The following is a 19951-nucleotide window of genomic DNA, read 5'->3' as shown; positions in this document are numbered from 1 at the left end:
GTGGCGAATGACTCGGTAAAACCGAGTATAGCCGCAACATTAATCTGATTTTTTCGAGCTGTTTGCCTTGGTATTATGGTTTTATCGAGGTATGGTCTTAGAGAGAGAACTAAAGTGAAACTTTTACAACGATTCTTCAGCAATGAGGCGTCCGGCGGCGTGATTTTGATTATCGCTGCACTTGCCGCCATGGTGTTGGCGAATATGGATGCGACTCAGGGCCTGTACCGTGCATTTCTGGATACGCCCGTTGAGCTGCGCGTGGGTGCATTAGAGATCAACAAGAACATGCTGCTGTGGATTAACGACGCACTGATGGCTGTGTTCTTCCTGCTGGTGGGCCTGGAGGTTAAGCGTGAGCTGGTTCTTGGGTCGCTTAACAGCCGTCAGCGGGCAGCTTTCCCGGTTATTGCCGCGCTGGGCGGTATGGTGGTGCCTGCGCTGCTCTATCTGGTGTTTAACTACCATGACCCGGTCGCTCGCCACGGTTGGGCGATTCCGGCGGCAACAGATATTGCTTTTGCGCTGGGCGTGCTGGCGCTGCTGGGCAGTCGCGTGCCGGTGGCGTTAAAGATTTTCCTGATGGCGCTGGCGATTATCGACGACCTGGGCGCGATCGTGATTATCGCTCTGTTCTATACCAGCGAGCTGTCGGTGTTATCTCTGAGCGTGGCGGCGGGCGCTATCGCTGTGCTGGCGCTGCTGAATTTGTTTAACGTGCGCCGAACCGGGATCTACATTCTGGTGGGCGTGGTGCTGTGGACCGCGGTACTGAAATCGGGCGTCCATGCGACGCTGGCGGGCGTCATCATCGGCTTCTTTGTGCCGCTGAAAGCGGATGAGAAGGGCAAATCCCCGGCCAAACAGCTGGAGCATGTCCTGCATCCCTGGGTCGCCTTTATGATACTGCCGCTGTTTGCATTCGCGAATGCGGGCGTGTCGCTGCAGGGCGTCACCCTGAGTGGCCTGACGTCTATGCTGCCGATGGGCATCGTCGCTGGCCTGTTTATCGGTAAGCCGCTGGGGATCGGCCTGTTCTGCTGGCTGGCTCTTAAGCTGAAGTTCGCGTCATTGCCACAGGGGACGACCTTCCGGCAAATCGCGGCGGTCGGCGTGCTGTGCGGAATTGGCTTCACGATGTCGATTTTCATCTCGACCCTGGCCTTTGCGTCATATGACCCTCAGCTCATCGTGTGGGCAAAACTCGGGATCTTGATCGGCTCGTTACTGGCCGCGTTCACGGGATACACACTGTTGAAAGTGAAGCTGTCCGGACAGGTGCAACCGGCTTAACAGTTAAAAGGGGGAGGGCAGAGGCCCTCTCCTGACAATACTCTCAGGGAGCGAAATGCTATGTCTCACATCAATTACAACCATCTGTACTATTTCTGGCACGTCTACAAAGAAGGCTCAGTGGTCGGCGCAGCAGAGGCGCTCTATCTGACGCCCCAGACCATTACCGGTCAGATAAAGGCACTTGAAGAACGCCTGCAGGGGAAGCTGTTTAAGCGTAAGGGCCGTGGTATTGAGCCGAGCGAACTGGGTGAACTGGTTTTTCGCTACGCGGATAAGATGTTCACCCTGAGCCAGGAGATGCTCGATATCGTGAACTACCGCAAAGAGTCAAACCTGCTGTTTGATGTGGGCGTTGCGGATGCGCTGTCTAAACGGCTGGTGAGCGGCGTGCTGGACGCGGCGGTGGTGGAAGATGAGCAGATCCATTTGCGCTGCTTTGAATCGACGCACGAAATGCTGCTGGAACAGCTGAGCCAGCATAAGCTGGACATCATCATCTCGGACTGCCCGATCGACTCTACTCAACAGGAAGGGCTGTTCTCGGTCAAGATTGGCGAATGCGGCGTGAGCTTCTGGTGCATCAATCCGCCGCCAGATAAACCGTTTCCCGCCTGCCTTGAGGAGCGACGCCTGCTCGTGCCGGGACGACGTTCGATGTTAGGCCGCAAGCTGCTGAACTGGTTTAACTCGCAGGGTCTGAAGGTAGAGATTCTGGGAGAATTTGATGATGCGGCGCTCATGAAAGCTTTTGGCGAAGCGCATAACGCGATCTTCGTCGCCCCAACGCTTTACGCACACGATCTGTACACCGATGACAGAGTCACAGAGATTGGGCGGGTGGACAACGTGATGGAAGAGTATCACGCGATTTTTGCCGAAAGGATGATTCAGCATCCGGCGGTGCAGCGTATCTGTAACCGCGACTACTCGGCGCTCTTTACGCCGCCAGCGTCAAAATGAGCCAATAAAAAAACCCGCATTAAGCGGGTTCTTTATAACAAGCAACAACAAGTGGCGATTAAGCCAGTTTGCTGATCTGCGCGGTCAGGTTTGCTTTATGACGCGCTGCTTTGTTTTTGTGGATCAGACCTTTAGCAGCCTGACGATCCACGATTGGTTGCATTTCGTTAAATGCGTTCTGCGCTGCAGCTTTGTCGCCAGCTTCGATTGCTGCGTATACTTTCTTGATGAAAGTACGCATCATAGAGCGACGGCTTGCATTGTGCTTACGAGCCTTTTCAGACTGAATAGCACGTTTCTTAGCTGATTTGATATTAGCCAAGTCCAACTCCCAAATATGATCTATGTGGACAATTCAAAGGCCGAGGAATATGCCCTCTATACCTTCTTTTGTCAATGGATTTGTGCAAATAAGCGCCGTTGAATGGCGACGCTACGTTACGTAGTGATGGCGCAGGATTCTACCAGCTTGTCTCAGCTGAATACAGTCTTTCGATGTAAAAAAACGCAGTAACGGGCAGATTTTTTCCCTCCGAAAGCTAAGCATCATGAAATCATTACGGCTTTCTGATTTGAGGCAACAATCGCCGGTTAACCTTAACCGCTGTACAAGGTATACTCGGGCGATTTTCACTGTTTTGAGCCTGTCATGAAGCTGATACGCGGCATACATAATCTCAGTCACGCCCCGCACGGGTGCGTACTGACCATTGGTAATTTCGACGGCGTGCATCGTGGGCATCAGGCGCTGTTGCAGGGATTGCGTAAAGAGGGCGAGGCCCGTGGGCTGCCGGTCGTAGTGATGATTTTCGAACCGCAGCCGCTGGAGCTGTTTGCCGGTGATAAAGCGCCCGCGCGTTTAACTCGCCTGCGTGAAAAATTGCGCTATCTGGCGGAATGCGGCGTGGACTACGTACTTTGCGTGCGCTTCGACCGACGTTTTGCGGCACTGACGGCGCAAAATTTTGTCGGCGATCTGCTGGTAAAACGTCTGGGCGTGCAGTTTCTCGCCGTGGGCGATGATTTCCGCTTCGGCGCTGGTCGTCAGGGCGATTTCTTGTTATTACAGAAGGCGGGTCTGGAGTATGGCTTTGATGTCACCAGCACCATGACCTTCTGCGAAGGTGGCGTGCGCGTGAGTAGCACGGCAGTGCGTATGGCCTTAGCCGACGATCAGCTGGACGTGGCGGAGAACCTGTTAGGGCATCCGTTTGCCATTTCCGGGCGGGTCGTGCATGGCGATGAACTCGGTCGCACAATAGGTTTCCCGACGGCGAACGTCCCGCTGCGTCGTCAGGTTTCCCCGGTAAAAGGGGTGTATGCGGTAGAAGTCACCGGACTGGGTGATAAACCGTTGCCGGGCGTGGCCAATATCGGCACCCGTCCAACGGTAGCAGGTGTGCGTCAGCAGCTCGAAGTGCATCTGCTTGACGTTGTAATGGACCTTTACGGTCGCCATATAGATGTAATCCTGCGTAAAAAAATACGCAATGAGCAGCGATTTGCTTCGCTCGATGAGCTGAAAGCACAAATTGCGCGTGATGAGTTAACGGCCCGCGAATTTTTTGGGCTATCGAACCCGGCTTAATGCCTGAACGAGTTTTAAATACGGAACCGAGAATCTGATGAGTGACTATAAATCAACCCTGAATTTGCCGGAAACAGGGTTCCCGATGCGCGGCGATCTCGCCAAGCGTGAACCGGGAATGCTGGCGCGTTGGACCGATGATGACCTGTACGGCATCATCCGTGCAGCCAAAAAAGGCAAAAAAACCTTCATTCTGCATGATGGCCCTCCATATGCGAATGGCAGCATTCATATTGGTCACTCTGTAAACAAGATTCTGAAAGACATTATCGTGAAGTCCAAAGGACTCACCGGTTTTGACTCGCCTTACGTTCCGGGCTGGGACTGCCACGGTCTGCCGATCGAGCTGAAAGTGGAGCAGGAACACGGCAAGCCAGGTGAGAAATTCACCGCTGCCGAGTTCCGTGCAAAATGCCGCGAATACGCGGCCGCGCAGGTTGATGGTCAGCGTAAAGACTTCATCCGTCTGGGGGTGCTGGGCGACTGGTCTCGTCCATACCTGACGATGGACTTCAAAACTGAAGCCAACATCATTCGCGCTCTGGGTAAAATCATCGGTAACGGCCATCTGCATAAAGGCGCGAAGCCTGTGCATTGGTGCGTTGACTGCCGTTCTGCGCTGGCAGAGGCGGAAGTGGAATATTACGACAAAACCTCTCCGTCTATCGACGTGGCGTTCCACGCGGTAGATCAGGACGCGGTGAAAGCGAAATTCGGCGTGACCTCCGTCAACGGCCCAATTTCCCTGGTTATCTGGACCACTACCCCGTGGACTCTGCCTGCGAACCGCGCAATCTCCCTGTCTGCGGACTTCGATTACGCGCTGGTACAGGTTGAAGGCCAGGCGGTGATTCTGGCTAAAGATCTGGTTGAGAGCGTCCTGAAACGCGCAAACATCAGCGAATACACCGTACTGGGCACCGTGAACGGCGCTGAGCTTGAGTTGATGCGCTTCAAACACCCGTTCCTCGATTTCGACGTGCCAGCAATCCTTGGCGATCACGTTACGCTGGACGCTGGTACCGGTGCGGTACACACCGCCGGTGGCCACGGCCCGGATGACTACAACATCAGCCTGAAGTACGGTCTGGAAATCGCCAACCCGGTTGGGCCAGACGGCGCATACCTGCCAGGCACCTACCCGGCGCTGGACGGCATCAATGTCTTTAAAGCGAACGACATCATTGTCGACATGCTGCGCACCAGCGGTGCCCTGCTGCACGTTGAGAAGATGCAGCACAGCTATCCGTGCTGCTGGCGTCACAAGTCGCCAATCATCTTCCGTGCGACCCCACAGTGGTTCATCAGCATGGATCAGAAAGGCCTACGCGAGCAGTCTTTGAAAGAGATCAAAGGCGTGCAGTGGATCCCGGACTGGGGCCAGGCGCGTATCGAATCCATGGTCGCTAACCGCCCTGACTGGTGTATTTCACGTCAGCGTACCTGGGGCGTACCGATGTCCCTGTTCGTTCACAAAGAGACGCAGGAGCTGCACCCTCGCTCGCTGGAGCTGATGGAAGAAATCGCCAAACGTGTTGAAGTGGATGGCATCCAGGCGTGGTGGGATCTGGACTCGAAAGAGATCCTGGGCGACGACGCGGCCAACTACGAGAAAGTACCAGACACCCTCGACGTATGGTTCGACTCCGGCTCTACCCACTCTTCTGTAGTGGATGTGCGCCCTGAGTTCTATGGCCATGCGGCGGATATGTACCTGGAAGGTTCTGACCAACACCGCGGCTGGTTCATGTCATCTCTGATGATCTCCACCGCGATGAAAGGTAAAGCGCCATACCGTCAGGTTCTGACGCACGGCTTTACCGTAGATGGTCAGGGACGCAAGATGTCCAAATCCATCGGTAATACCGTTTCTCCGCAGGATGTGATGAACAAACTGGGCGCGGACATTCTGCGTCTGTGGGTGGCCTCTACGGACTACACCGGCGAAATGGCGGTTTCCGATGAGATCCTCAAACGTGCTGCCGACAGCTATCGTCGTATCCGTAACACCGCGCGCTTCCTGCTCGCTAACCTGAACGGTTTCGATCCGGTCAAAGACATGGTGAAACCGGAAGAGATGGTCGTGCTGGATCGTTGGGCTGTGGGCTGCGCGCAAGCGGCGCAGGACGATATCCTGAAAGCCTACGAGTCTTACGATTTCCACGAAGTGGTGCAGCGCCTGATGCGTTTCTGCTCCATCGAGATGGGCTCGTTCTACCTCGACATCATTAAAGACCGCCAGTACACCGCTAAAGCAGACAGCGTGGCGCGTCGCAGCTGCCAGACTGCGCTGTATCACATCGCAGAAGCACTGGTTCGCTGGATGGCACCGATCATGTCCTTCACCGCAGACGAAATCTGGGGCTACCTGCCAGGCGAGCGCGAGAAGTACGTCTTCACCGGCGAATGGTACACCGGCCTGTTTGGTCTGGCTGAGACTGAAGCCATGAACGATACCTTCTGGGACGAGCTGCTGAAAGTGCGTGGCGAAGTGAACAAGGTTATCGAACAGGCGCGTGCTGACAAGAAAGTCGGTGGCTCTCTGGAAGCGGCAGTGACCCTGTACGCTGAACCTGAGCTGGCGGCGAAACTGACGGCGCTGGGCGATGAATTGCGATTTGTCCTGTTGACCTCAGGTGCCAGCGTTGCCGATTATGCACAGGGGACTGCCGATGCCCAGCAGAGCGAGCTGCTCAAAGGGCTGAAGGTGGCGCTGAGCAAAGCCGAAGGTGAGAAATGTCCGCGCTGCTGGCATTACACCAACGATATTGGTCAGGTGGCGGAACACGCAGATATCTGTGGACGCTGTGTCAGCAACATCGCCGGTGATGGCGAAAAACGTAAGTTTGCCTGATGAGTAAATGTCTCTGTGCAACAGGACTGCGCTGGCTGTGGCTGGTCGTCGTCGTACTGATTATTGATCTGGGCAGCAAGTTCCTGATCCTCCAGAACTTTGCTCTGGGGGATACGGTTCCGCTGTTCCCGACACTTAATCTGCATTACGCGCGCAACTACGGCGCGGCGTTCAGCTTCCTCGCCGACAGCGGCGGTTGGCAGCGCTGGTTCTTCGCAGGTATCGCTATCGGTATCTGCGTGATCCTCGCGGTGCTGATGTATCGCTCAAAAGCGACGCAGAAGCTGACCAACATCGCCTACGCGCTGATCATTGGCGGTGCGCTGGGTAACCTGTTTGACCGTCTGTGGCACGGCTTTGTGGTCGATATGATCGACTTCTACGTCGGTGACTGGCACTTCGCCACCTTCAACCTGGCCGATAGCGCAATTTGCATCGGTGCCGCGTTGATTGTACTGGAAGGTTTCTTGCCTAAACCCGCAGCGAAAGAGCAGGCGTAAATATAAAGGCCGGGTGTGACCCGGCCTACAGAATATGTGCCTCACGTAAGCCCGGAAGCCAGGCGCCACCGGGCAAACCGTTGAGGCAAAACAAGCGAGCAAATCGGCATGTCAAAATCCATACAGAGCAATAGCGCGGTGCTGGTCCATTTCACGCTGAAACTGGACGACGGTTCCACTGCGGAATCGACCCGCAATAACGGCAAACCTGCGCTGTTCCGCCTGGGTGACACCTCTCTTTCGGAAGGTCTGGAGCAGCAGTTGCTTGGGCTGAAAGAGGGGGAGAAAAAAGCCTTCTCTCTCGAGCCTGATGCGGCGTTTGGCGTGCCAACCCCGGATCTGATCCAGTATTTCTCGCGCCGTGAATTCATGGACGCGGGCGAGCCGGAAATCGGCGCGATTATGCTCTTTACCGCTATGGATGGCAGCGAAATGCCTGGCGTGATCCGCGAAATTAATGGCGATTCCATCACCGTTGATTTCAACCATCCGCTGGCCGGGCGTACCGTCCATTTTGATGTTGAAGTGCTGGAGATCGACCCGGCGCTGGAGGAAGTAAATGCAGATCCTGTTGGCTAACCCGCGCGGTTTTTGTGCCGGAGTAGACCGCGCTATCAGCATTGTTGAAAACGCGCTGGAAATTTACGGCGCGCCGATTTATGTCCGTCACGAAGTGGTCCACAACCGCTATGTGGTAGACAGCCTGCGCGAGCGCGGCGCAATCTTTATCGAGCAGATCAGTGAAGTGCCTGACGGCGCGATCCTGATCTTCTCGGCGCACGGCGTCTCGCAGGCGGTGCGTAACGAAGCGAAAAGTCGTGACCTGACGGTCTTCGACGCCACCTGTCCGTTAGTGACCAAAGTGCATATGGAAGTCGCCCGCGCCAGCCGTCGTGGTGAAGAGTCGATTCTGATTGGCCACGCCGGCCACCCGGAAGTGGAAGGCACGATGGGCCAGTACAGCAACCCGGAAGGGGGAATGTACCTGGTTGAGTCGCCGGACGATGTGCTGTCGCTGGAAGTGAAAAACGAAGCGCGCCTGTCGTTCATGACCCAGACGACGCTCTCGGTGGATGACACCTCTGATGTGATCGATGCCCTGCGCAGCCGGTTCCCGAAAATTGTCGGGCCGCGCAAAGATGACATCTGCTACGCCACCACCAATCGTCAGGAAGCGGTGCGCGCGCTGGCCGAGCAGGCGGATGTGGTGCTGGTGGTCGGTTCCAAAAACTCTTCCAACTCCAACCGTCTGGCCGAACTGGCGCAGCGTATGGGGAAAACCGCGTTTCTGATTGATGATGCCACGGACATTCAGGAAGCGTGGGTCAAAAACGCAGCCTGTGTCGGCGTGACCGCCGGTGCCTCCGCGCCGGATATTCTGGTGCAAAACGTGATTAAGCGTTTGCAGGAACTGGGTGGCGGCGAAGCGGTGCCGCTGGAAGGTCGCGAAGAGAATATCGTTTTTGAAGTGCCGAAAGAGCTGCGCATCGACGCGAAAGAAGTCGAATAATCCTCTCTGTTTAGAAAATGCCGGTCCCGAAAGAGACCGGCATTTTTTTGTCTGATTCCCTGTGATGAACCCGACAGTTCCACCCTTTGCGTGAATCATGCGGTTTTCGCTGATCCTCATGTCTTTTACTGATACTGCCGCCTGTTTATCATAAAATTCTAATTATCGGCGTTTTAAGATAGCGGCTTCGTCACAGGCTGGTTAATCTGAAAACGATTTACATACTTTTAACGTAAGAGAATAACTATGCATGATGCACAGGTGCGTGTCGCGATAGCGGGCGCGGGTGGCCGTATGGGCCGTCAGTTAATTCAGGCAGCGCTACAGTTAGACGGCGTTGCGCTTGGCGCGGCGCTGGAGCGCGACGGCTCCTCGCTTCTTGGAACGGACGCGGGTGAACTGGCGGGTGTGGGCAAGACGGGCGTAATCGTGCAAAGCAGTCTGGATGCGGTGAAAGACGATTTTGACGTGTTCATCGATTTCACGCGCCCGGAAGGGACGCTGCACCATCTGGCCTTTTGCCGTCAGCACGGTAAAGGAATGGTCATCGGCACCACCGGTTTTGACGACGCGGGCAAACAGGCGATCAAAGACGCTTCCCAGGAGATTGCGATTGTCTTCGCCGCTAACTTTAGCGTGGGCGTGAACGTCATGCTCAAGCTGCTGGAGAAAGCCGCGAAAGTGATGGGCGACTACACGGATATCGAAATTATCGAAGCGCACCACCGCCACAAAGTGGATGCCCCATCCGGTACGGCGCTGGCAATGGGCGAAGCGATTGCTTATGCACTTGATAAGGATTTAAAGGACTGCGCGGTCTATTCTCGCGAAGGGCATACGGGCGAGCGTGTTCCAGGCACAATTGGGTTTGCTACGGTGCGAGCGGGGGATATCGTCGGCGAACATACGGCGATCTTCGCCGATATCGGTGAGCGCGTGGAAATTACCCATAAAGCATCCAGCCGCATGACCTTTGCCAACGGCGCCGTGCGCTCGGCATTGTGGCTCAAAAATTTAGATAATGGTCTTTTTGACATGCGAGATGTGCTTAATCTTAACGATTTATAAGTGTTATTACCCATCGTGATGTGGTTATTGCAGTCTTAATTGATTGATTGCACAGGGCAATATTTTATTGCCCTTTTATTTTGCCTGTTTGAAGTGGATTTCGTAATATTGTTGAGTAAATTTACAGTTATCTCGCTTTTTTGTGTTATCGCACTGTAAATTTTGACCATTTGGTCTGGTTTTTGTTGTCCCACCTCAACAAATCTCACTAAACTCAGCGTACAAACGTTTTTTAACGTGATTTTGTTGATCTTTTTATGGCTTAAACTCCGTTAAATGCCAAAGCCGCGTAAAATAATAAACAAAAAAGCCATTTTGAGTTGACTTTACCCCTCTAAATCCCCAGAATGCCGCCGTTTGCCGAAAATCCGCGGGAAACAAATTTGCATTGATTCATAACGTCGTTGTGAATTAATATGCAGATAAAGTGAGTGAATATTCTCTGGAGGGTGTTTTGATTAAGTCAGCGCTATTGGTTCTGGAAGACGGAACCCAGTTTATCGGTCGGGCCATAGGGGCAACAGGTTCGGCGGTTGGGGAAGTCGTTTTCAATACTTCAATGACCGGTTATCAAGAAATCCTCACTGATCCTTCCTATTCCCGCCAAATCGTCACCCTTACTTATCCTCATATTGGTAATGTCGGCACCAACGAAGCCGATGCAGAATCCTCTCAGGTTCACGCGCAAGGTCTGATTATTCGCGACCTGCCGCTGATTGCCAGCAACTACCGCAATACTGAAGACCTCTCTTCTTACCTGAAGCGTCACAACATCGTGGCGATTGCCGATATTGATACCCGTAAGCTGACCCGTTTGCTGCGCGAGAAGGGCGCACAGAACGGCTGCATCATCGCAGGCGACAATCTGGATGCGGCACTGGCGCAGGAAAAAGCGAAAGCCTTCCCTGGCCTGAACGGAATGGATCTGGCGAAAGAAGTGACCACAGCGGAAGCCTACAGCTGGACCCAGGGGAGCTGGACGCTGGCAGGTGAACTGCCAGAAGCGAAAAAAGAAGACGAGCTGCCGTTCCACGTGGTGGCTTACGACTACGGCGCGAAGCGCAACATCCTGCGCATGCTGGTGGATCGCGGCTGTCGCCTGACAGTCGTTCCGGCGAAAACCCCGGCCGAAGACGTGCTGGCGATGAACCCGGATGGCATCTTCCTCTCCAACGGCCCGGGTGACCCGGCACCGTGTGATTACGCGATTGAAGCGATTAAACGCTTCCTCGAAACCGATATTCCGGTGTTTGGCATCTGCCTCGGCCATCAGCTGCTGGCGCTGGCGAGCGGTGCGAAAACCATCAAGATGAAGTTTGGCCACCACGGTGGAAACCACCCGGTGAAAGATATCGACAACAACACGGTGATGATTACCGCGCAAAACCACGGTTTTGCGGTGGATGAGGCGTCAATGCCCGCCAACCTGCGCGTCACCCACAAGTCGCTGTTCGACCATACCCTGCAGGGTATCCATCGCACCGACAAACCGGCGTTCAGCTTCCAGGGTCACCCGGAAGCCAGCCCAGGCCCGCACGATGCCGCGCCCCTGTTCGATCACTTTATCGAACTTATCGAGCAATACCGTCAGACCGCTAAATAATCAGGAGCCGAGAACACCATGCCAAAACGTACAGATATAAAAAGCATCCTGATCCTTGGCGCTGGTCCGATTGTCATCGGCCAGGCCTGCGAATTCGACTACTCCGGCGCACAGGCGTGTAAAGCCCTGCGCGAAGAGGGTTACCGCGTAATCCTGGTGAACTCTAACCCAGCCACCATCATGACCGACCCGGAAATGGCCGATGCGACCTACATCGAGCCGATTCACTGGGAAGTGGTGCGCAAAATCATCGAAAAAGAGCGTCCGGACGCCGTACTGCCAACCATGGGCGGCCAGACCGCGCTGAACTGCGCGCTGGAACTGGAGCGTCAGGGCGTGCTGGCGGAATTCGGTGTGACGATGATTGGTGCCACCGCCGACGCGATTGATAAAGCCGAAGACCGCCGCCGTTTCGACGTGGCGATGAAAAAAATCGGCCTCGACACCGCGCGCTCCGGCATCGCACACACCATGGAAGAAGCGCTGGCGGTTGCCGCTGACGTGGGCTATCCGTGCATCATCCGTCCGTCCTTCACCATGGGCGGCACCGGCGGCGGTATCGCTTACAACCGTGAAGAGTTCGAAGAGATTTGCGAACGCGGTCTGGATCTGTCCCCAACCAAAGAGCTGCTGATTGATGAGTCGCTGATTGGCTGGAAAGAGTACGAGATGGAAGTGGTGCGTGATAAAAACGACAACTGCATCATCGTCTGCTCTATCGAAAACTTCGATGCGATGGGCATCCACACCGGTGACTCCATCACCGTCGCGCCAGCCCAGACGCTGACCGATAAAGAGTATCAAATCATGCGTAACGCCTCGATGGCGGTACTGCGTGAAATCGGCGTCGAAACCGGCGGTTCTAACGTGCAGTTCTCCGTGAACCCGAAAAACGGTCGCCTGATTGTTATCGAAATGAACCCGCGCGTTTCACGCTCCTCGGCGCTGGCATCCAAAGCGACCGGCTTCCCGATTGCGAAAGTGGCGGCGAAACTGGCGGTAGGTTACACCCTCGACGAGCTGATGAACGACATCACCGGTGGCCGCACTCCGGCGTCGTTTGAGCCGTCTATCGACTATGTTGTGACCAAAATTCCTCGCTTTAACTTCGAGAAATTCGCGGGCGCAAACGACCGTCTGACGACCCAGATGAAATCCGTCGGCGAAGTGATGGCGATTGGCCGCACTCAGCAGGAATCCCTGCAGAAAGCGCTGCGCGGCCTGGAAGTGGGCGCAATGGGCTTCGACCCGAAAGTGAGCCTCGATGACCCGGAAGCGCTGACCAAAATTCGTCGCGAACTGAAAGACGCAGGCGCTGAGCGTATCTGGTACATCGCCGATGCGTTCCGCGCGGGCCTCTCTGTGGATGGCGTCTTCAACCTGACCAACATCGACCGCTGGTTCCTGGTGCAAATTGAAGAGCTGGTGCGACTGGAAGAGAAAGTGGCTGAGATGGGTATCACCGGTCTCGACGCGGACTTCCTGCGTATGCTGAAGCGTAAAGGCTTTGCCGATGCCCGTCTGGCTAAACTGGCGGGTGTGCGTGAATCCGAAATCCGCAAGCTGCGTGACCAGTATAACCTGCACCCGGTCTACAAACGCGTGGACACCTGCGCCGCCGAGTTCGCAACTGACACCGCCTACATGTACTCCACTTATGAAGACGAGTGCGAAGCGAATCCGTCCGTAGACCGCGACAAAATTATGGTGCTGGGCGGCGGTCCAAACCGTATCGGCCAAGGCATCGAGTTTGACTACTGTTGCGTACACGCCTCTCTGGCGCTGCGTGAAGACGGTTACGAGACCATCATGGTCAACTGTAACCCGGAAACCGTATCGACCGACTACGACACCTCTGACCGCCTCTATTTCGAGCCGGTGACCCTGGAAGACGTGCTGGAAATCGTGCGCATCGAGAAGCCGAAGGGCGTTATCGTGCAGTACGGCGGCCAGACCCCGCTGAAACTGGCGCGTGCGCTGGAAGCAGCAGGCGTGCCGGTTATCGGCACCAGCCCGGATGCGATTGACCGCGCGGAAGACCGCGAGCGTTTCCAGCAGGCGGTTGACCGTCTGAAGCTGAAACAACCGGCGAACGCCACTGTGACCGCGATTGAAATGGCGGTTGAGAAGGCGAAAGAGATTGGCTACCCGCTGGTGGTGCGCCCGTCCTACGTGCTGGGCGGCCGTGCGATGGAAATCGTCTACGACGAAGCCGACCTGCGTCGCTACTTCCAGACGGCAGTGAGCGTCTCTAACGATGCGCCAGTGCTGCTCGACCGTTTCCTCGACGACGCGGTAGAAGTGGACGTGGATGCCATCTGCGACGGCGAAATGGTGCTGATTGGTGGCATCATGGAGCACATCGAACAGGCAGGCGTACACTCCGGTGACTCCGCATGTTCTCTGCCAGCCTACACCCTGAGCCAGGAAATTCAGGATGTGATGCGCCAGCAGGTGCAGAAGCTGGCCTTCGAGCTGCAGGTACGCGGTTTGATGAACGTCCAGTTCGCGGTGAAAGACAACGAAGTCTATCTGATTGAAGTTAACCCGCGTGCGGCACGTACCGTACCGTTCGTCTCCAAAGCCACCGGTATCCCGCTGGCGAAAGTGGCGGCGCGCGTGATGGCGGGCCAGACGCTGACCCAGCAGGGCGTCACCAAAGAGATCATCCCACCGTACTACTCGGTGAAAGAGGTGGTGCTGCCGTTCAACAAATTCCCGGGCGTTGACCCGCTGTTAGGGCCAGAAATGCGCTCCACCGGTGAAGTCATGGGCGTAGGCCGCACCTTCGCAGAAGCCTTCGCTAAAGCGCAACTGGGCAGCAGCTCAACCATGAGAAAGCAGGGCCGCGCGCTGCTCTCCGTGCGTGAAGGGGATAAAGAACGTGTGGTTGACCTGGCAGCGAAACTGCTGAAACAGGGCTTTGAACTGGATGCCACCCACGGTACGGCTATCGTACTGGGTGAAGCTGGTATCAACCCGCGTCTGGTCAACAAGGTTCATGAAGGTCGTCCGCACATTCAGGACCGTATCAAGAATGGCGAGTACACCTACATCATCAACACCACCGCAGGTCGTCAGGCGATTGAAGACTCCAAGCTGATTCGCCGCAGCGCGCTGCAGTACAAAGTGCATTACGACACCACCCTGAACGGCGGTTTCGCGACAGCCATGGCGCTGAACGCGGATGCCACCGAGAAAGTGATTTCGGTGCAGGAAATGCACGCGCAGATTAACAAGTAACAGTATTGCAGGCCGGGTAAGGCGAAGCTGCCACCCGGCACGTTTTTGTTCGCGCAAGCCTCTGGCGGGTGGCGTTTCGCTTACCCGCCTACAACAAACGCCTCTTTGTTCCACTTCAGAGTCTTCTGGTTTTCCATCTCTCTTCAGTCAGTTAGCCTAAAATGGTTAGGTCGATAATTAAATTCAACTGAAAAGCAGGGAGAACACCATGCGAAATAAACTTCTGGCCACCTCAATTTTTGCTGCCGCAGCTCTCTTCACCGTTGCTGGTTGTTCATCTAACCAGGCAGTGGAAACCACGGATGGCAGAACCATCGTCACCGACGGTAAACCACAGGTCGATGACGACACCGGTCTGGTTTCCTATAAAAATGCACAAACCGGTAAAACCGAGCAAATTAACCGCGATCAGGTTAAGAACATGAGTGAATTAGATAACTAATTCTCATTCATTTTTTTTCTTACAGCGGCGCCTCGCCGCTGTATCTAATCCTTGACGAATATCAACCGTAATCCTTAGGAGGTAAGCGAGAATCACGCTCTGAAAAATGGAGAGTGATTATGGAAGAACATCAAAAAGCACCAGATAAGCAAGGTTTAGAAATTTCACGGCGTAACGTCCTCAAATCGGGTTCTTTACTCCTGACCCTTCCTTTTGTATCCCGCACTGCACGTTCCGCTGATGTCGCAGACACGACTGCCGTCGTGCCGGACTCACCGTCGATGGAAAAAGTGGTTGCAACCTGCAGCACCTTCGACTGCGGCGGAAAATGTGATATTCGCGCTCATGTTTCAGAGGGCGTTGTCACGCGAATCACCACTCGCCCCGATAATGAACTCGATCCTGATATGCCGATTATGCGCGCCTGCGTGCGTGGTCGTGGATACCGTAAATTCGTCTATCATCCCGATCGTCTCAAATACCCGATGAAACGCGTGGGCAAGCGCGGGGAAGGGAAGTTCGAGCGCATCTCCTGGGATGAAGCCACGACGATGATTGCGGATAACCTCACGCGGATCACGGCGAAATATGGCCCGGCGTCGCGGTTTATGCATAACAATACCGCCACCAGCGGCGGGGCGTTTTCCGGCGACGGGATGATGAAACGCCTGCTGAATCTGACCGGCGGGTATCTCTCGTACTACCACTCCGTCAGCCTCGGAAATACCGTGGCGGCCACGCCGTACACTTACGGCATCGCGGCCAGCGGAAACTCCCTCGATACCCTGAAAGACACCCCGCTGGTGATCCTCTGGGGGCACAACCCTACCGAGACGATTTTTGGTCACACCAACCACTATTTCCAGCAGATGAAGCAAAACGGCACCCGCTTCATCGTGGTTGATCCCCGCTATTCTGACACCACGTCGTCGCTGGCGGATGAGTGGATCCCGCTGCTGCCGACGACCGACAATGCGCTGATGGATGCGATGATGTACGTCATCATCAGCGAGGATCTGCACGACAAAAACTTTATCGCCCGTCACACGCTTGGCTTTGACGAGGATTCGATGCCAGAGGGCGTTCCGGCGAATGAGTCGCTGATGGCCTATCTGATGGGGAAAAAAGACGGCGTGGTGAAGACCCCCGAATGGGCCGAGAAAATCACCCACGTTCCCGCGCAGACGATTCGCCAGCTGGCGCGCGATTACGCCACCACCAAACCGGCGGCGCTGATTCAGGGCTGGGGTCCGCAACGACATAACTGCGGTGAACGTACCGCCAGAGGCTCCACGCTGCTAGCCACGCTGACCGGCAATGTCGGCGTGATGGGCGGCTGGGCCGCGGGCTACGGCGGATGTGCCAACCGAAAATTCACCACCGGCACCGAAACGCTGGAGAACCCTGTTAAAGAGAGTATCTCGATCATGAACTGGGTCCAGGCGGCGGAAGATGCCAGTAAAGTCAGCCCGAACGATGGCCTGAAAGGGGCCGAGAAACTCAGCAGCAACATCCGCATCCTGTTCTCGCTGGCAGGTAACTATCTGGCGAACCAAAACCCGGACGTTAACCAGACGGTGAAAGTGCTTGAGGACGAATCGAAAATCGAGTTTATCGTCGTCAGCGATCTCTACATGAGCCCCAGCGCGAAATATGCCGACCTGCTTTTGCCAGAAACCAGCTTTATGGAGCGCTGGAATATCGGTGAAACCTGGGGGACGGCAAATTATCTGGTGCTATCAGAAAAGCTCATCGATCCGGAGTTTGAGCGCCGTAGCGACTATGAGTGGCAGCGCGAAGTAGCGGCAAAACTTGGCGTGGAAGCGGAGTTCAGTCAGGGCCGGGATGAGAAACAGTGGATCGAGCACATCTGGGAAAACACCCGGCTGTCGATGCCGGATGAACATCTTCCGACCTTTGAACAACTGCAGGTCCAGCGCCGTCATCTGTTTAAGAGCGCCCCATGGGTGGCCTTTGAGGAGAACATCCGCGATCCGGATAACCATCCTTTCCCGACGCCGTCCGGCAAGATCGAAATTTTTTCGAAGCGGTTGTATGACATGCAGCACCCGGAAATTCCGGCGCTTTCCCACTATGTGCCGGCGCACGAAGGGCCGGAAGATCCTTTAGCGAAGCAGTTCCCTTTGCAGCTCATCACCTGGAAAGGCAAAAACCGGGCGAACTCAACTCAGTACGCTAACCCCTGGCTGCAGGAGGTGCAGGCACAAAAACTGTGGATTAACCCACGGGATGCTGAGTCTCGCGGGATCGTGCAAGGCGACAAGGTGCGCATTCATAACGCACGCGGCGTGAGCCTGGTAGAGGCGGAAGTGACGCCGCGTATTATCCCAGGCGTCGTCGCTATGCAGGCTGGTGCCTGGTGGCAGCCCGATGCGCAAGGGATCGATCATGGCGGATGTGCCAACGTACTTAGCTCGTCGCGAATTACGGCGCTGGCGAAAGGGAATTCTCATCAAACCATGCTGGTGGAGGTAGCGAAGCATGAGTCAGTTTAAGGACTTTGCGCCCGTGAGCGATAAGCAGCTCGGGTTCTTTATCGATTCTTCACGCTGTTCCGGCTGCAAGGCCTGCCAGGTCGCGTGCAAAGATAAAAATAATCTGGACGTGGGGCGCCGTTTTCGCCGGGTTTACGAAGTGACTGGCGGCGGGTTTATGCCTACGGGGCAGGGAGGCATGCAGAATAATGTCTTCGCGTATACGCTCTCCATCTCCTGCAATCATTGCGCAGATCCTGTCTGTACGAAAAATTGCCCAACCACCGCGATGCACAAACGGCCTGGCGACGGCATTGTCAGGGTGAACACGGATAAATGCGTGGGCTGTGGATACTGCGCATGGTCCTGCCCTTACGGCGCGCCGCAGCTGAATGAGCAGACCGGACAGATGTCGAAGTGCGATTTTTGTGTGGATCTGCAGGCTCAGGGCGAGCAGCCGATCTGCGTTGCAACCTGCCCGCTGGGGGCTATTCAGTTTGGCCCGATTGAGGAATTACGCCAAAAATATGGCGACCTTTGCGATGTGAAGGGATTGCCTGATTCGGCGATCACGCAGCCAAACCTGGTGATCAAAGCGCATCAGGGTGCGGAGAAAAAGGAGAAGCCTCATGCATGAGTGGCCGCTATTAATGTTTACCCTGCTGCTGCAGGGGGCCGTCGGGCTGACGCTGTTTGTGAGCTTAAACCTGTGCGCTGGCACAACGCAGAGTCATTCCGCACGAATGCCAACGGAACGCACACGTATGCCGGTCTTTATCGTCTGCGTAATGGCCGGACTTGGCCTGCTGGCATCGGTATTCCATCTGGGGTATCCGCTTAACGCCTTCAATGCGCTGCGCCATTTCAGCAGTTCGTGGCTAAGCCGGGAAATCGTATTTGCCAGCCTGTTCCTGGCCCTCGCCGGATTGGGTTTTTTGGCCTCGCTGATGAACGGGGCGCTGTGGAAAGCGCTGATGCCGTTGGCGCTGCTGGCAGGGCTGGTTGATGTGTTTTGCATGAGCCAAATCTACATGCATACTTCGGTGATCACCTGGATGCATGCTAACACCCTGGTCATGTTTTATGGCTCGGTCGTCATTGTCGGTGCGGTGGTGGCGAGTGCGGTGCTGCCTTTAGGTAATAGCTCCCTGACACGCTGGATGATGGGGCTGGTCGTGGCCGCCGTTCTGGTTCGGTTGCTGGTGCAAATGCCTTACCTGTCCTGGCTGGCCGGAGCCGGACTGACTGACGCGTTGACGTTCCCGCATCAGCCGCTGGAGGCGTTTCAGGCAACCGCACAGCTGCGTTTATGGGGCTGGAGCCTTTCTGTCGTCGGCATGCTGGCCTTTGCATATGGCGCACTTGGCCGGCGCCAGGTGTGGCTGTATGTAGGGGGCGTGTTACTGCTGGTAGCAGAAGTCCTGCTGCGCTTTGCGTTCTTTAGCATTCACTGATGTTTCGTTTTGCTTTCGCTGACTCCCCACCGCCTCCTGCGGTGGGCGAGTCATGTTTACGCCGCTCGCTTCGACGTGCAACCTGCCGTGCCTGCGTTGACACCTGTCCCGCAGGTGCGCTGAGTATCACCGGAGAGAGCGCGGCGCTGAACCAAGATCTTTGCCTGGGCTGTGGGCGCTGTCTGTTTGTCTGCCCCGTGGAGGCCATTGCGCACCTGGAGCCGCCCCGAAGACACCTCAGCGCGCAACGCTTAATCGCACCTTTCACATCCATTGCACCTGAAATCAATGAACTGTTGCTGTGGCATGTCCAGCATCATATTCGTGGCGTCGAAATCGATCTGGATGAACATCCTCACTGGGGCGTTGCTATCGCGGCGCTCAATTTAAAACTGCGCGAGCTGGATGAGCCAACCTGGCAAATTTATCCGCCTCAGCTCGCGTCCCTCAATCGTGGACGCCGCCGTTTGTCTGGTCTGGAGAAGGGCGTTTCGGTCGCGGTGGAGCCGCTGTCAAAGGCATTTCCGCAGTATCATCAGTTTACGCTGCACCTCGACACTGAAACGTGTGTGGCCTGCGCGGCGTGCAGCCGGGTCTGTTCCCCAAAAGCCGTCGTGCTCAAGGCGGGTTCCTTTACCCTCGATGCCCGGCTGTGTCACGGCTGTAAAGCGTGCGAGGCGGTCTGTCCTGTCGATGCCATTTCCATAGCGCCTGCGACGGGGAGAGCGGATCCTGTCGTTCACGCTCTGTTTGAGACGTCATGCCCGGCGTGCTCCCGCCCATTTTATGCCTGGCACCCGCAGGCGTCGCTGTGTCCGATTTGCCGTCAGCATCATCACGGGATGCGGTGACGTCTCTGTCATATTAACCGGGCTTATGTATCTCGTTTTTGTTTTACCGCCAATGGGATATGCTTGATCAGATGTTCCTCTCGTTAA

The 19951-nt window shown here is 55.6% G+C and carries 16 protein-coding genes and 1 pseudogene; 16 read left to right on the top strand and 1 reads right to left on the bottom strand.

Translation table 11 applies throughout. From position 1 onward, the window contains the following. Nucleotides 1-114: 114 nt before the first annotated feature. Both nhaA and nhaR read left to right on the top strand, forming a co-directional pair. A complete protein-coding gene (gene nhaA, locus OVA10_RS21165; RefSeq protein ID WP_100777695.1) occupies nt 115-1293 on the top strand; it encodes a Na+/H+ antiporter NhaA in 1179 nt (392 codons plus the stop codon). Between the two features lie 60 nt (nt 1294-1353). Then, the gene (nhaR, locus tag OVA10_RS21160; protein ID WP_100777694.1) at nt 1354-2256 is read left to right on the top strand and encodes a transcriptional activator NhaR; all 903 of its coding nucleotides are present in this window, start codon (nt 1354-1356) and stop codon (nt 2254-2256) included. Between the two features lie 58 nt (nt 2257-2314). Here nhaR and rpsT read toward each other — a convergent pair whose 3' ends face one another. Beyond that, the gene (gene rpsT / locus OVA10_RS21155) at nt 2315-2578 is read right to left on the bottom strand and encodes a 30S ribosomal protein S20 (RefSeq protein WP_100777693.1); all 264 of its coding nucleotides are present in this window, start codon (nt 2576-2578) and stop codon (nt 2315-2317) included. A 98-nt stretch (nt 2579-2676) separates the two neighbouring features. Between rpsT and OVA10_RS21150 the strand changes: the two are divergent. The 14 genes and pseudogenes from OVA10_RS21150 (at nt 2677) to OVA10_RS21085 (ending at nt 19864) form a co-directional block, all read left to right on the top strand. Beyond that, nucleotides 2677-2898 (top strand): annotated as a pseudogene (locus OVA10_RS21150) (DUF2575 domain-containing protein). A 7-nt stretch (nt 2899-2905) separates the two neighbouring features. Next, on the top strand, nt 2906-3844 hold the full coding sequence (gene ribF / locus OVA10_RS21145) for a bifunctional riboflavin kinase/FAD synthetase (RefSeq protein WP_102104566.1): 939 nt from the start codon (nt 2906-2908) through the stop codon (nt 3842-3844). Between the two features lie 37 nt (nt 3845-3881). After that, a complete protein-coding gene (ileS, locus tag OVA10_RS21140) occupies nt 3882-6698 on the top strand; it encodes an isoleucine--tRNA ligase (RefSeq protein ID WP_268196744.1) in 2817 nt (938 codons plus the stop codon). Further along, nucleotides 6698-7198, top strand: coding sequence for a signal peptidase II (gene lspA / locus OVA10_RS21135; protein WP_268196743.1), 501 nt, complete (start codon nt 6698-6700; stop codon nt 7196-7198). The genes ileS and lspA overlap by 1 nt, the downstream gene beginning before the upstream one ends. A 108-nt stretch (nt 7199-7306) precedes the next feature. Then, the gene (fkpB, locus tag OVA10_RS21130) at nt 7307-7777 is read left to right on the top strand and encodes an FKBP-type peptidyl-prolyl cis-trans isomerase (RefSeq protein WP_095280714.1); all 471 of its coding nucleotides are present in this window, start codon (nt 7307-7309) and stop codon (nt 7775-7777) included. Further along, nucleotides 7758-8708 (top strand): 4-hydroxy-3-methylbut-2-enyl diphosphate reductase, encoded by a 951-nt coding sequence (ispH, locus tag OVA10_RS21125; protein ID WP_100777688.1) that lies wholly within the window; start codon nt 7758-7760, stop codon nt 8706-8708. Before fkpB ends, ispH begins: the two co-directional genes overlap by 20 nt. Nucleotides 8709-8954: 246 nt before the next feature. Continuing rightward, nucleotides 8955-9776, top strand: coding sequence for a 4-hydroxy-tetrahydrodipicolinate reductase (dapB, locus tag OVA10_RS21120; RefSeq protein ID WP_268196742.1), 822 nt, complete (start codon nt 8955-8957; stop codon nt 9774-9776). Nucleotides 9777-10230: 454 nt separating this feature from the next. Beyond that, entirely contained in the window at nt 10231-11379 is a 1149-nt protein-coding gene (gene carA / locus OVA10_RS21115; RefSeq protein WP_102104569.1) for a glutamine-hydrolyzing carbamoyl-phosphate synthase small subunit, read from the top strand. A gap of 18 nt (nt 11380-11397) precedes the next feature. Then, a complete protein-coding gene (carB, locus tag OVA10_RS21110) occupies nt 11398-14622 on the top strand; it encodes a carbamoyl-phosphate synthase large subunit (RefSeq protein WP_100777685.1) in 3225 nt (1074 codons plus the stop codon). Between the two features lie 208 nt (nt 14623-14830). Further along, nucleotides 14831-15064, top strand: a complete 234-nt coding sequence (locus tag OVA10_RS21105; protein ID WP_100777684.1) for a YgdI/YgdR family lipoprotein — start codon at nt 14831-14833, stop codon at nt 15062-15064. Nucleotides 15065-15183: 119 nt separating this feature from the next. Continuing rightward, entirely contained in the window at nt 15184-17580 is a 2397-nt protein-coding gene (locus OVA10_RS21100) for a DMSO/selenate family reductase complex A subunit (protein WP_268196741.1), read from the top strand. Further along, a complete protein-coding gene (locus OVA10_RS21095; protein ID WP_268196740.1) occupies nt 17567-18196 on the top strand; it encodes a DMSO/selenate family reductase complex B subunit in 630 nt (209 codons plus the stop codon). Before OVA10_RS21100 ends, OVA10_RS21095 begins: the two co-directional genes overlap by 14 nt. After that, nucleotides 18189-19013, top strand: a complete 825-nt coding sequence (locus OVA10_RS21090) for a dimethyl sulfoxide reductase anchor subunit family protein (RefSeq protein ID WP_268196739.1) — start codon at nt 18189-18191, stop codon at nt 19011-19013. The genes OVA10_RS21095 and OVA10_RS21090 overlap by 8 nt, the downstream gene beginning before the upstream one ends. Further along, nucleotides 19013-19864 carry a 4Fe-4S binding protein gene (locus tag OVA10_RS21085; RefSeq protein ID WP_268196738.1) on the top strand — a complete coding sequence of 284 codons (852 nt, stop codon included), beginning with the start codon at nt 19013-19015 and terminating at the stop codon, nt 19862-19864. The genes OVA10_RS21090 and OVA10_RS21085 overlap by 1 nt, the downstream gene beginning before the upstream one ends. The last annotated feature ends 87 nt before the right edge of the window (nt 19865-19951 follow it).

The sequence above is a fragment of the Lelliottia sp. SL45 genome, from assembly GCF_026672535.1.
Lineage (GTDB): Bacteria > Pseudomonadota > Gammaproteobacteria > Enterobacterales > Enterobacteriaceae > Enterobacter > Enterobacter nimipressuralis.
Note: the sequence above shows the minus strand (reverse complement) of the source record. Positions and strands in the feature narration are given on the sequence as shown.